This window comes from Citrobacter sp. RHBSTW-00524 (assembly GCF_013747755.1).
Lineage (GTDB): Bacteria > Pseudomonadota > Gammaproteobacteria > Enterobacterales > Enterobacteriaceae > Citrobacter > Citrobacter braakii.
The window spans coordinates 4680244-4693863 of the sequence record NZ_CP056421.1 but is presented as its reverse complement, the minus strand read 5'-3'; the positions used below and the strand labels follow the sequence as shown (position 1 = coordinate 4693863).

The 13620-nt window shown below is 52.0% G+C and carries 10 protein-coding genes and 2 tRNA genes; 9 read left to right on the top strand and 3 right to left on the bottom strand.

Annotated features, from left to right (window positions below):
- Positions 1-90: 90 nt before the first annotated feature.
- The gene (folP, locus tag HV229_RS22555; protein WP_016154672.1) at positions 91-939 is read left to right on the top strand and encodes a dihydropteroate synthase; all 849 of its coding nucleotides are present in this window, start codon (positions 91-93) and stop codon (positions 937-939) included.
- On the top strand, positions 932-2269 hold the full coding sequence (gene glmM, locus HV229_RS22550) for a phosphoglucosamine mutase (protein WP_181546459.1): 1338 nt from the start codon (positions 932-934) through the stop codon (positions 2267-2269). The genes folP and glmM overlap by 8 nt, the downstream gene beginning before the upstream one ends.
- A 45-nt stretch (positions 2270-2314) precedes the next feature.
- On the opposite strand, the gene dcuC is transcribed toward glmM, so the two are convergent.
- Positions 2315-3781 (bottom strand): C4-dicarboxylate transporter DcuC, encoded by a 1467-nt coding sequence (gene dcuC, locus HV229_RS22545; protein ID WP_131405384.1) that lies wholly within the window; start codon positions 3779-3781, stop codon positions 2315-2317.
- Positions 3782-3791: 10 nt separating this feature from the next.
- On the bottom strand, positions 3792-4925 hold the full coding sequence (iadA, locus tag HV229_RS22540) for a beta-aspartyl-peptidase (RefSeq protein ID WP_065554774.1): 1134 nt from the start codon (positions 4923-4925) through the stop codon (positions 3792-3794).
- A 148-nt stretch (positions 4926-5073) separates the two neighbouring features.
- Between iadA and HV229_RS22535 the strand changes: the two genes are divergently transcribed.
- The 3 genes from HV229_RS22535 to HV229_RS22525 all read left to right on the top strand — a co-directional run bounded on the left by HV229_RS22535 (position 5074) and on the right by HV229_RS22525 (position 6563).
- The gene (locus HV229_RS22535; RefSeq protein WP_181546457.1) at positions 5074-5967 is read left to right on the top strand and encodes a LysR family transcriptional regulator; all 894 of its coding nucleotides are present in this window, start codon (positions 5074-5076) and stop codon (positions 5965-5967) included.
- Positions 5968-6134: 167 nt separating this feature from the next.
- Positions 6135-6467 (top strand): preprotein translocase subunit SecG, encoded by a 333-nt coding sequence (gene secG / locus HV229_RS22530; RefSeq protein ID WP_003025000.1) that lies wholly within the window; start codon positions 6135-6137, stop codon positions 6465-6467.
- 9 nt (positions 6468-6476) lie between these two features.
- Positions 6477-6563, top strand: a tRNA-Leu gene (locus tag HV229_RS22525).
- A gap of 204 nt (positions 6564-6767) precedes the next feature.
- Here HV229_RS22525 and argG read toward each other — a convergent pair.
- Entirely contained in the window at positions 6768-8111 is a 1344-nt protein-coding gene (gene argG, locus HV229_RS22520) for an argininosuccinate synthase (protein WP_181546455.1), read from the bottom strand.
- A gap of 334 nt (positions 8112-8445) precedes the next feature.
- Here argG and HV229_RS22515 point away from each other — a divergent pair.
- The 4 genes from HV229_RS22515 (at position 8446) to infB (ending at position 13413) form a co-directional block, all read left to right on the top strand.
- A tRNA-Met gene (locus tag HV229_RS22515) sits at positions 8446-8522 on the top strand.
- Positions 8523-8729: 207 nt separating this feature from the next.
- Positions 8730-9182 (top strand): ribosome maturation factor RimP, encoded by a 453-nt coding sequence (gene rimP, locus HV229_RS22510; RefSeq protein WP_003024996.1) that lies wholly within the window; start codon positions 8730-8732, stop codon positions 9180-9182.
- Positions 9183-9210: 28 nt separating this feature from the next.
- Entirely contained in the window at positions 9211-10698 is a 1488-nt protein-coding gene (nusA, locus tag HV229_RS22505; RefSeq protein WP_003024992.1) for a transcription termination factor NusA, read from the top strand.
- A gap of 24 nt (positions 10699-10722) precedes the next feature.
- Entirely contained in the window at positions 10723-13413 is a 2691-nt protein-coding gene (gene infB, locus HV229_RS22500; protein ID WP_016154667.1) for a translation initiation factor IF-2, read from the top strand.
- The last annotated feature ends 207 nt before the right edge of the window (positions 13414-13620 follow it).

The window sequence follows — 13620 nt, the reverse complement described above, 5'->3', positions numbered from 1 at the left end:
TGATGATGACCGTGTTCTAATTTAAAACCCTGGGGCTTGCCCCGGGGTTTTTCTTATTTGTATATTCAAGATGTTATCAGGGATAAAACTATGAAACTCTTTGCTCAGGGGTCTTCACTGGATCTCAGCCATCCACACGTCATGGGGATTTTGAACGTCACGCCAGATTCCTTTTCCGATGGTGGTGCGCACAACTCTCTGGTTGAGGCGGTAAAACACGCAAACCTGATGATTAACGCCGGGGCGACTATCATTGATGTGGGTGGTGAATCCACGCGTCCAGGCGCGGCAGATGTGAGCGTGGAAGAAGAGTTGCAGCGAGTGATCCCGGTGGTGGAGGCGATTGCTCAACGTTTTGAAGTGTGGATTTCGGTCGATACTTCAAAAGCAGAAGTGATTCGCGAGTGCGCCAGAGTCGGCGCACATATCATTAATGACATTCGCTCACTCTCGGAGCCTGGGGCGCTGGAAGCCGCAGCAGAAACCGGATTACCGGTTTGTCTGATGCATATGCAGGGTCAGCCGAAAACCATGCAGGAAGCACCAAAGTACGAGGATGTTTTTGCTGATGTAAATCGTTACTTTGTTGAACAAATAGCACGCTGCGAGCGGGCTGGAATCACAAAAGATAAATTGTTGCTCGACCCCGGGTTCGGATTCGGTAAAAATCTCACTCACAACTACACATTACTGGCACGTTTGGCTGAGTTTCATCATTTTAATCTGCCATTGCTGGTTGGGATGTCACGAAAATCAATGGTTGGCCAGTTGCTGAATGTGGGGCCATCCGAACGCCTGAGCGGTAGCCTTGCGTGTGCGGTCATTGCCGCAATGCAAGGGGCGCATATCATTCGTGTCCATGACGTCAAAGAAACCGTAGAAGCGATGCGTGTGGTGGAAGCCACATTGTCTGCAAAGGAAAATAAACGCTATGAGTAATCGTAAATATTTTGGCACCGATGGGATCCGTGGTCGCGTAGGCGACGCCCCAATTACCCCTGACTTTGTACTCAAACTGGGTTGGGCTGCAGGAAAAGTGCTGGCACGTCATGGTTCACGTAAAATTATTATCGGCAAAGATACGCGTATTTCTGGCTATATGCTGGAGTCCGCACTGGAAGCGGGTCTGGCTGCCGCCGGACTGTCGGCTTCTTTCACAGGCCCAATGCCAACACCTGCCGTTGCATATCTGACGCGCGCCTTCCGTGCTGAAGCCGGGATTGTTATCTCCGCTTCGCACAACCCGTACTATGACAACGGAATTAAATTCTTCTCCATCGATGGGACCAAACTGCCGGATGCGGTTGAAGAAGCTATCGAAGCCGAAATGGAAAAAGCGATCACCTGCGTGGACTCGGCTGACCTGGGTAAAGCTACCCGTATCGTTGATGCTGCTGGTCGTTATATCGAGTTTTGCAAAGGCACCTTCCCGAATGAATTGAGTCTGAGTGAGCTTAAAATTGTGGTGGATTGCGCTAATGGTGCGACGTACCACATTGCGCCAAATGTACTGCGTGAGCTGGGCGCAAACGTGATTGCTATTGGCTGTGAGCCAAACGGTGTGAATATCAATGAAGAAGTCGGCGCTACCGACGTCCGTGCCCTGCAGGCGCGCGTGATGGTGGAAAAAGCCGATCTGGGTATTGCGCTGGATGGTGACGGCGACCGCGTCATTATGGTTGACCACGAAGGCAATAAGGTCGATGGCGATCAGATCATGTACATCATTGCCCGTGAAGCCCTGCGTCAGGGGCAACTGCGCGGTGGTGCGGTAGGCACGCTGATGAGCAATATGGGCCTCGAGCTGGCGCTGAAACAGTTGGGTATTCCATTTGCCCGTGCGAAAGTCGGCGACCGCTACGTACTGGAAAAAATGCAGGAAAAAGGCTGGCGTATCGGTGCTGAAAACTCAGGCCATGTGATCCTGCTGGACAAAACCACCACCGGTGACGGTATCGTGGCGGGCCTGCAGGTACTGGCGGCGATGGTGCGCAACCATATGAGTTTGCACGATCTGTGCAGCGGCATGAAAATGTTCCCGCAACTGCTGGTTAACGTACGTTACACCGCAGGTAGCGGCGATCCGCTGGAACATGAAAACGTGAAAGCGGTGATGGCTGAAGTTGAAGCTGCACTGGGCAATCGCGGACGTGTTCTGCTGCGTAAGTCAGGTACAGAACCGTTAATTCGCGTGATGGTTGAAGGTGAAGATGAAGCGCAGGTGACTGAATTCGCTCACCGTATTGCCGATGCCGTCAAAGCGGTGTAATCACTAAAGACAGTGAAAACCGGAGTCTGGGACTCCGGTTTTTTTTTACTGTACGGGAAGCGACTGTTTATGTCGGCGCTGCCAGAAGTAACCACCGATCATTAATATTACAAGGACTGCCAGCCACGGCAGAACCGCCAGCAAATGCCCAGACCGGGCAAAGGTCAGCGCAATCATCAGTAACCAACCGCCCAGCATCGGAATCGCGGTGCGCTTAACAATATCCACAGGCGAGACGCCTGCAATTCCCGCGATAGCAATGATGACGCCGGCAATGGGGGATAACGTACGACCAATACCCGCCGATATCTGGATAGGCAACATCATGACTGCGATGTCGCTACCGATATGACGGCTGATGTCCGGTACCATCGGGGCGAAGGAGAAAAACGCCGCATTTCCGGAGCCCATTAGCGCTGAAATTGCAAAGGTGATAAGGGTCATCAGCAGGATAATAGAGGCGGCGCTGAGGCCAAATTCACCGGAAAGCGACAGCAGCGCATCGACGGCGCCAATGGCTTTCAGTCCGGCTGAAAAGACTTCACCGGCGATAATCAGCGTGACGACGGTAGCAAAAACGCTGCCCATGCTGTCAAAGACTTTTTGTACGCCTGCCATCACCTCGCGTGCCTTACGATGACGGCAATACTCACAAACCAGGGTAATGGCGAGGCTTATCAGTACGGCGGTATCCAGCGTAATTTTGAGCGAACTGAATACTAAATCACTGCACACCAGCATCAACACCAGAGGTAGCATGGGCAGAAAAAGCCAGGCGATCGGTGCTTCAGTTTCATCGGTCGACGTTAATGTCTGCATCTGCTGAGCCACACCGTCACTGCTTTCCCGATGGTCGAAAAAGCGTTGCACAACAATATGTAATAGGGCGATGAACAGAATAACGGGAACGACGATCGGCAACTGATCCTGCACGAAATAGTTCACCACCTCGATGCCTGCGGTTTTGGCGGCGAGAACCGAGTTGCCGGAACCTGGACCAAATTCAACCGCACAGGTACTGGCGATAACGGCGGCAACGGCAGCGCGGCTACAGCCAAGACGGGTCAGCAGCGGGTAGAGCGTCGCCATCAACAGCAGACCCAGCCCGGTGGCGCTGCTGATAAACAGCGACAGGAATTGACCCAGCAACAGCGCCAGTCCCAACAGCAGATACGGTGAGTTCAGGCGTTGCAAAGGGCGAGACGTCACCCGAACCAACACCTGGCTTGCGCCAATGGCCGACATATATGTAGCGAAACCACCAATCAGCATAATTTGCAGCCCAAGGCCGCCGAGGCGCACGCTCAAGGTATCGCGAATAAACTCAAAGGCATCAAAGGGGCCGAATCCGGTGCTTTTTTTCACCAGGCCACTGAGCGTGGTCATCCCGCTAAAATGCGCGATAAGCAGCAGCACAATCCCGGTCAACAGCAACACTGACTGGGGGTGATATTTTTTGAGGATCAGACGTCCGGCAAAAATGATGGCAATTAGCGCCAGTAATAATGACATTCTTGCCCCCTTACTCGAAGTTGCCAGTAACCAGGCACTCGCCATCCCGCAGCAACGGCTTACCCGCAGCGAACAGATGGGCCAGCGAGAGGTCATCATTGAGTACACAGATATCAGCACGTTCCCCGGCGCAGAGCACGCCGCCGGAAATACCCAACGAGCGCGCAACGTTTGCCGTCAACATCGCGATCGCTTGTGGCACAGGGATCCCCACATCAATCAAGCGAGGAAGAAGATTAAGGTTACCTGCGACCGGTGCCGCGCTTAAGCCTTCCACAATACCCTGGGCGTTAAAGCGCGGAACGCTGCCATTACCATCAGAGCTGATCGTGATGCGATCGGCTGGAACCTGGGCTTCCAGAGCGTGGAGGATTGCCTGCTCCTGAGGCATAAAGCGACTACCGCCAGACGTAACGTCGATATGGCCGCCACGATGAGCGAACGCAATCGCCTGTTCGAACAAGGGCGCTGTTCTCGCAACATGGGTCGGTGAAATGTGGTGAATCGGAATGCCTGCATCACACAGCTCAATAAGCTGTGACATCCCTTCCGGCAGATTCCCCAGATGTACATGCAGTAACCCTTTTTTGCCTGCCAGCAGGGAAGCCACGCGGATATCGCTTACTATTCTCAGCAATTCCTGGAAAGAGGGGTAAGAACCACGGTGATCGGCGAGGGCGATTTTGACGCCAAGTATCGCTGGAATAAAGGTCATGTCATCGCGGATGGATCGCGTAATGGTTGGGCTGGGTACCGCGTAGGCTCCCGTATGCATAAATGCGCGTAATCCCTCAAGGTTGAGAGACTGCATTTTGGCGTAGAGGTCTTTGGGCGAACGAGAAATGGCATCGGTACCTAACACGCCGACAACCGTGGTAATACCTGCCTGAATCAGATCGCGTAGCTTGACGGCTGGCGTTCGGCTGGCAAATCCAGCCTCGCCACCGCCACCGGTAAGATGGACATGTTGATCGATTATGCCTGGGATAACCCATTTGCCATGACAATCGACGACCTCGTCGACGCCATCAAACAGGGAAAGATCTTTTTCTACCGCCACAATTCGGTCGGCATGAATGAGCAGGGAGCAGAGGCCTAAATCCTCGGGAGAAAAAACACGGGCATTGGTCAATAAAGTAAACATATCGGTCCTGTCAAACGTCGTGGGTGAGAGTCGGCAGGTGAAAAGGAATATTGTTGTTATGATGCCCACCATAAAGCCATTACTATAACTATGACTATTACCGATTTGGTATTGGAGGATGCGGTTATGGCATGGTGGAGAGTTCAACGTGGATTGTAAGTGGCTGGAAGATTTTCTGGCATTGAGTCAGCATGGAAACTACTCTCAGGCCGCGGCGCAGCGGCATATTACTCAACCCGCACTCAGTCGGCGTATAAAGGCGCTGGAAGAGGTGTTAGGGGTGCCGTTGTTTGACCGGACCACGACCCCCGTTACGCTGACACGCTATGGTGAACGCTTTGAACCCTATGCCCGGCACGTCCTCAGTACACTAACAGAGGCGCGCCACGAGCTATCGGCGATGACGCCAGCAACGGACAATACGCTGGTGATGGTTAGCCTGCATACGCTGTCGGTGAATATCCTGCCGGATATGATCAACTATCTGCGACAGAGCGAACCGCAGTTAAATTTTACGGTTAATGCCAGTATTCAGGGGATAGACAACCACTTTAACGCCTTGATAGATCGGCAAATCGATCTGCTGGTGACCTACGATTTACCGTCTTCGCAGCCGGGGCTGGAGATTGCCGGAGGGTTAAAACGTTCACTATGGCGGTATGAGCGATTTATACCGGTTATTTCTGCGCAGTTGGCTAATGCGCTTAACGATCCGCATGCGCCGATCCCATGGCTATGCTATAGCGACTACACCTTTGTCAGACGCATTATTGAGCCAGCTGAACAACGTGTCCGCCCACGTCTGAAAAAAGTGTTTGAGAGTGGTTTAAGCGAAACGATACGAGAAATGGTGCTGCGGCATATGGGAATGGCATGGTTACCCGAATCGATGGTGGCGGAAGAGTTGGTGAACCAGCAAATTATTCACTGCTGGCCAGAAAACGCTGACCTGATTTGTGAAATCCCCGTTGTGGTATGGGCGAATCTTGAGGATCAACGCGCCGTCATGCAGAGATGCTGGGAGAAGTTGCTGCGTTTTTGATTGATATGGCGATTTTTTCCGCAGTTGATACAATGCCAACAAATTGCCCTTGCGAAGGTTATTCGCTTTGGTTAGTATTCACACCCGCTTCAGTGGGAAACAGTAAACATTCCCGCTTTAATGGTCGAAGCATTGTACGCGGCAACTCCGCAAGGAACAGGTTGATTATGCACGAAGCTCTTTTAGTAGTTTTCCTTATTGTGGCAATTGGCCTGGTAGGCTTGATCATGCTGCAGCAAGGCAAAGGCGCTGATATGGGAGCCTCTTTTGGCGCAGGCGCTTCTGGTACTCTGTTTGGTTCAAGTGGTTCTGGTAACTTCATGACCCGCATGACAGCTGTATTGGGAACCTTGTTCTTCATCATCAGTCTGGTGCTGGGTAACATGAACAGCAATAAGACCAATAAAGGAAGTGAGTGGGAAAATCTGAGTGCACCGGCGAAAACCGAGCAAACTCAGCCAGCTGCTCCGGCTCAGCCGACCAGCGATATCCCACGCTAAGTATTCTGTACCGAGGTGGTGGAATTGGTAGACACGCTACCTTGAGGTGGTAGTGCCCTAACGGGCTTGTGGGTTCGAGTCCCATCCTCGGTACCAAATTCCAAAAAAAAGACGCTGCAAAGCGTCTTTTTTTTCGTCTGTCATTTGTGGTAGTTCTGTAGGTAGGATAAGACATTTAGGACGCCATCCGACTATTACAATACCTGATGATGCCAGGCTTATCAGGCCTCAGGGTAACAGAACATCCCTATTTTCTGCGCATAAAAAAGGCCGCTTTCGCGGCCTGAAGATGATGAATATTTACTTCGCCTTGTTTTCCAGATTCTCAACCTGCGGCAGGCCGGTTGTGGAAGAGGCGGTCAGCAGACCAGACTGCGCATAACCGAACAGCTTCTCGCGGGTATCAGTGATATCCAGATTACGCATGGTCAACTGACCGATACGATCATCCGGAGAGAATACTGAGTCGCCTTTTTCCATCGTCAGACGTTCTGGTTTGTAAGTCAGATTGTCAGACACGGTGTTGAGGATTGAGTAATCATTACCGCGACGCAGTTCCAGCGTCACTTCACCCGTAATCTGGCTGGCAACCCAACGCTGTAGACCGTCACGCAGCATCAGCGCCTGAGAGTCAAACCAGCGGCCCTGATACAACAGACGACCAAGCTGGCGACCGTGCGCGTGATACTGCTCGATGGTGTCTTCGTTGTGAATCCCGGTCAGCAGACGCTCATAGGCGATGTGCAGCAATGCCATCCCCGGAGCTTCGTAGATGCCCCGGCTTTTCGCTTCAATGATACGGTTTTCAATCTGATCGCTCATACCCAGACCGTGACGGCCGCCGATGCGGTTGGCTTCCAGCATCATCTCAACTTCGTCGCTGAAGGTTTTACCGTTCAGCGCTACCGGATGACCCTGCTCAAAACGCACGGTGACTTCTTCTGCCGGGATCTTCACGCTCTCATCCCAGAATTTCACGCCCATAATCGGGTTGACGATTTTGACGCTGGAGTTCAGAAATTCGAGGTCTTTTGCTTCGTGGGTCGCCCCGAGCATATTGGAGTCCGTGGAGTACGCTTTCTCAACGGACATCTTGTAGTCAAAACCACAGGCAATCATAAATTCGGACATCTCATGGCGACCGCCGAGTTCATCGATAAAATCGGTATCCAGCCATGGTTTGTAAATCTGCAGTTCGGCATTGGTCAGCAGACCGTAACGATAGAAGCGTTCAATATCGTTACCTTTATAGGTGCTACCGTCACCCCAGATATTTACGCCATCTTCTTTCATGGCCGCAACCAGCATGGTGCCGGTGACAGCACGGCCCAGCGGAGTGGTATTGAAATAGGTCAGTCCGCCGGTGGTGTTGTGGAATGCACCGCACTGAATCGCAGCGATCCCTTCGGCAACCAGCTGCTTACGGCAATCTACCAGGCGAGCATTCTCAGCACCATATTCCATTGCACGGCGAGGAATGGCGTCATAGTCATCCTCATCCGGCTGGCCCAAATTCGCAGTATATGCATATGGGACAGCCCCTTTTTGTCGCATCCACAGCAGTGCTGCACTGGTGTCCAGGCCGCCGGAAAAAGCGATACCAATACGTTGACCTACCGGGAGATGCTTGAGAATCGTCGTCATAAAATAAAACCCTGCTTGATAGACTGGTGAAGAGGTCGGTTTATTATACTAATTGCATTTTTATGCAAAATAAATGAGTTTTCATTTAATCATCTTTTCTGGATGACAGGAAGAGTTTAGTGATAATTTCGTTAAATAACGGCGCGGGTGACACATTTATCTGGTCGAATATTCGCTGGGCAGCATTCATTGATTTGCATAGTCGTAACAAGGTTGACATACCACATAGTGAATCAATATACTGTGCGCAGATTTTACGTCCCGTCCTCGGTACCAAATCCCAGCAGTATTTGCATTTTTTACCCAAAACGAGTAAAATTTGCCACGTTTCAGGCGCGGGGTGGAGCAGCCTGGTAGCTCGTCGGGCTCATAACCCGAAGGTCGTCGGTTCAAATCCGGCCCCCGCAACCACTTTCCCTTAGAGTTCTTTTTCAAATATACTGTGAAGACTTAGGCCTTCGTAGCTGGATTTGAAAAAAATTCTTTCGGAAGGTTTTCCGAACCGCAGGTGCGGTTATAGGGTTCAGTTATATAAAGCCCCGATTTATCGGGGTTTTTTGTTATCTGACTACAGAATAACTGGGCTTTAGGCCCTTTTTTTATGTCTTGGGGGTGGGCTTGTCCACATTAGAGCAAAAATTAACAGAGATGATTACAGCGCCAGTTGAAGCCCTGGGCTACGAGTTGGTCGGCATCGAATTTATTCGTGGTCGCACATCCACACTGCGCATCTATATTGATAGTGAAGATGGCATCAATGTTGATGATTGTGCTGATGTGAGCCATCAGGTAAGCGCCGTGATGGATGTCGAAGACCCAATCACCGTTGCCTACAACCTGGAAGTCTCCTCTCCGGGTCTCGACCGTCCTCTGTTCACAGCTGAACACTACGTGCGTTTCCTGGGTGAAGAAGTGACGCTGGTTCTTCGTATGGCGGTACAAAACCGTCGTAAATGGCAGGGCGTTATCAAAGCGGTGGATGGTGAGATGATCACGGTCACAGTCGAAGGTAAAGATGAAGTGTTCGCGCTGAGTAATATCCAGAAGGCGAACCTGGTTCCCCACTTTTAACAGTCTGGATTGAGGTGAAAAGCCCGCGATGAACAAAGAAATTTTGGCTGTTGTTGAAGCCGTATCCAACGAAAAAGCGCTGCCACGCGAGAAAATTTTTGAAGCGCTGGAAAGTGCGCTGGCTACAGCAACAAAGAAAAAATATGAGCAAGAGATCGACGTTCGCGTAGAAATCGATCGTAAAAGCGGTGATTTCGATACCTTCCGTCGTTGGGTAATCGTAGAAGAAGTTACTCAGCCGACCAAAGAAATTACGCTGGAAGCGGCACGCTTCGAAGACGAAAGTCTGAACGTGGGCGAATATGTTGAAGATCAGATTGAATCTGTCACCTTTGACCGTATCACCACCCAGACCGCGAAACAGGTTATCGTACAGAAAGTACGTGAAGCCGAACGCGCAATGGTTGTCGATCAGTTCCGCGAACACGAAGGCGAAATCGTCACCGGTGTGGTGAAGAAAGTTAACCGCGACAACATTTCTCTGGATCTGGGCAGCAATGCTGAAGCTGTGATCCTGCGTGAAGACATGCTGCCGCGTGAAAACTTCCGCCCAGGTGACCGTATTCGTGGCGTTCTTTACTCTGTACGCCCGGAAGCGCGCGGTGCCCAGCTGTTCGTAACCCGTTCCAAACCGGAAATGCTGATAGAGCTGTTCCGCATTGAAGTGCCGGAAATTGGCGAAGAAGTGATCGAAATTAAAGCGGCTGCTCGCGATCCGGGCTCACGTGCGAAAATCGCCGTTAAGACCAACGACAAGCGTATTGATCCGGTCGGCGCCTGTGTGGGTATGCGCGGTGCGCGCGTTCAGGCGGTTTCTACCGAACTGGGCGGCGAGCGTATCGATATCGTCCTGTGGGATGATAACCCGGCGCAGTTCGTGATTAACGCAATGGCGCCAGCAGACGTCGCTTCTATCGTGGTGGATGAAGACAAACACACCATGGATATCGCGGTTGAAGCCGGTAACCTGGCTCAGGCGATTGGACGTAATGGTCAGAACGTCCGCCTGGCTTCACAACTGAGCGGTTGGGAACTCAACGTGATGACCGTTGATGACCTGCAGGCGAAGCATCAGGCTGAAGCACATGCAGCCATTGATACCTTCACCAAATATCTCGATATCGATGAAGATTTCGCGACAGTTCTGGTAGAAGAAGGTTTTGCGACGCTGGAAGAACTGGCCTACGTGCCAATGAAAGAGCTGCTGGAAATTGACGGCCTGGATGAACAGACCGTTGAAGCGCTGCGCGAGCGTGCTAAAAACGCACTGACCACTCTGGCACTGGCCCAGGAAGAAAGTCTCGGTGATAACAAACCGGCTGACGATCTGCTGAATCTGGAAGGATTGGATCGTGAGATGGCCTTCAAACTGGCTGCCCGTGGTGTTTGTACGCTGGAAGATCTCGCTGAACAGGGCATTGATGATCTGGCTGATATCGAAGGGTTGACCGACGAAAAAGCCGGTGAGCTGATTATGGCTGCCCGTAATATTTGCTGGTTCGGCGACGAAGCGTAATAAACTGTAGCAGGAAGGAACAGTATGACAGATGTAACCGTAAAAACGCTGGCTGCAGAGATACAGACCTCCGTGGATCGCCTGGTACAGCAATTTGCTGATGCAGGTATCCCGAAGTCTGCTGACGACTCTGTGTCCGCACAAGAGAAACAAACCTTACTGGCGCATCTGAACCGTGAAAACGGCTCAGCGCCCGATAAGTTGACATTGCAGCGTAAAACGCGCAGTACTCTCAATATTCCAGGTACCGGTGGAAAAAGCAAATCGGTACAAATCGAAGTCCGCAAGACACGCACCTTTGTGAAACGCGATCCGCAAGAGGCTGAACGCCTTGCCGCGGAAGAGCAGGCGCAGCGTGAAGCGGAAGAGCAAGCCCGTCGTGAGGCAGAAGAAGCTGCCAAACGCGAGGCGCAACAAAAAGCCGAACGTGAGGCCGCAGAACAAGCTAAGCGTGAAGCCGCTGATAAAGCGAAACGTGAAGCTGCGGAAAAAGACAAAGTGAGCAATCAACAGACCGACGATATGACTAAAACCGCCCAGGCCGAAAAAGCCCGCCGTGAAAATGAAGCCGCAGAACTGAAGCGTAAAGCGGAAGAAGAAGCACGTCGCAAGCTTGAAGAAGAAGCGCGCCGCGTAGCGGAAGAAGCTCGCCGTATGGCGGAAGAAAACGAGAAGAATGGTGTGAATAACGCTGAACCTGTTGAAGATACCAGCGATTATCACGTCACCACCTCTCAGCATGCTCGCCAGGCAGAAGACGAGAACGATCGTGAAGTAGAAGGCGGTCGTGGTCGTACTCGCAGCACGAAAGCAGCGCGTCCGGCGAAGAAAGGTAACAAACACGCTGAATCTAAAGCTGACCGTGAAGAAGCGCGTGCAGCGGTTCGCGGCGGTAAAGGCGGTAAGCAGCGTAAAGGTTCCGCTCTGCAGCAGGGCTTCCAGAAGCCGGCTCAGGCCGTTAACCGTGACGTTGTGATCGGCGAAACCATCACCGTTGGCGATCTGGCGAACAAGATGGCAGTCAAAGGTTCCCAGGTCATCAAAGCGATGATGAAGCTGGGCGCAATGGCGACCATTAACCAGGTCATCGACCAGGAAACCGCACAGCTGGTTGCCGAAGAGATGGGCCACAAAGTTATCCTGCGTCGTGAAAACGAGCTGGAAGAAGCAGTAATGAGCGACCGTGACACCGGCGCTGCGGCAGAGCCGCGCGCACCGGTAGTGACCATCATGGGTCACGTTGACCACGGTAAAACCTCTCTGCTGGACTACATTCGCTCCACGAAAGTTGCCTCTGGCGAAGCGGGCGGCATTACTCAGCACATCGGTGCGTACCATGTTGAAACTGACAACGGTATGATCACCTTCCTGGATACCCCGGGTCACGCCGCGTTTACCTCCATGCGTGCTCGTGGTGCTCAGGCAACGGATATCGTTGTTCTGGTTGTTGCAGCAGATGACGGCGTGATGCCGCAGACTATCGAAGCTATCCAGCACGCGAAAGCGGCAGGTGTGCCGGTAGTGGTTGCAGTCAACAAAATCGATAAACCAGAAGCGGATCCAGATCGCGTTAAAAACGAACTGTCCCAGTACGGCATCATGCCGGAAGATTGGGGCGGCGAGAGCCAGTTCGTCCACGTTTCTGCGAAAGCGGGTACCGGTATTGACGAACTGCTGGATGCTATCCTGCTGCAGGCCGAAGTACTGGAACTGAAAGCTGTGCGTAAAGGTATGGCTAGCGGTGCGGTTATCGAATCCTTCCTGGATAAAGGTCGTGGTCCGGTTGCTACCGTGCTGGTACGTGAAGGTACGCTGAACAAAGGCGACATCGTACTGTGTGGTTTCGAATACGGCCGCGTTCGTGCGATGCGTAACGAACTGGGTCAGGAAGTACTGGAAGCGGGTCCATCCATTCCGGTGGAAATCCTGGGTCTGTCCGGTGTTCCGGCTGCGGGTGACGAAGTTACCGTTGTTCGTGACGAGAAGAAAGCCCGTGAAGTTGCACTGTACCGTCAGGGCAAATTCCGTGAAGTTAAACTGGCTCGTCAGCAGAAATCTAAACTGGAGAACATGTTCGCTAACATGACCGAAGGCGAAGTTCACGAAGTGAACATCGTTCTGAAGGCCGATGTTCAGGGTTCTGTAGAAGCGATTTCCGACTCTTTACTGAAACTGTCTACCGACGAAGTAAAAGTGAAGATTATCGGTTCTGGCGTAGGTGGTATCACCGAAACCGACGCGACCCTGGCTGCGGCATCCAACGCGATTCTGGTTGGCTTCAACGTCCGTGCTGATGCCTCTGCACGTAAAGTTATCGAATCAGAAAGCCTGGATCTGCGTTACTACTCCGTCATCTATCATCTGATCGACGAAGTGAAAGCAGCGATGAGCGGCATGCTGTCTCCGGAACTGAAACAGCAGATCATTGGTCTGGCTGAAGTTCGTGATGTGTTCAAATCACCGAAATTCGGCGCTATCGCAGGCTGTATGGTTACCGAAGGCACGATTAAACGTCACAACCCAATCCGCGTACTGCGCGACAACGTGGTTATCTATGAAGGCGAGCTGGAATCCCTGCGCCGCTTCAAAGATGACGTCAACGAAGTCCGTAATGGCATGGAATGTGGTATCGGCGTTAAGAACTACAACGACGTTCGCGTTGGCGATATGATCGAAGTGTTCGAGATTATCGAGATCAAACGTACCATCGCATAATCTTTGTCGTCTTTTGGGCCGCAACTGCGTTGGCTGCGCTCGCTCACCCCGGTCACATAGTTATCTATGCTCCCGGGGATTTACGAGTTTGCCGCCTTGCTGCAACCCAAAATCCTTAGAAGATGATTAAGTGTAGGCTGGGGAAGCGAAGCGCCACCCGGCAAGAAATTTAAAAAGGGGCTTATGGCCCCTTTTTTGTCTTTATTC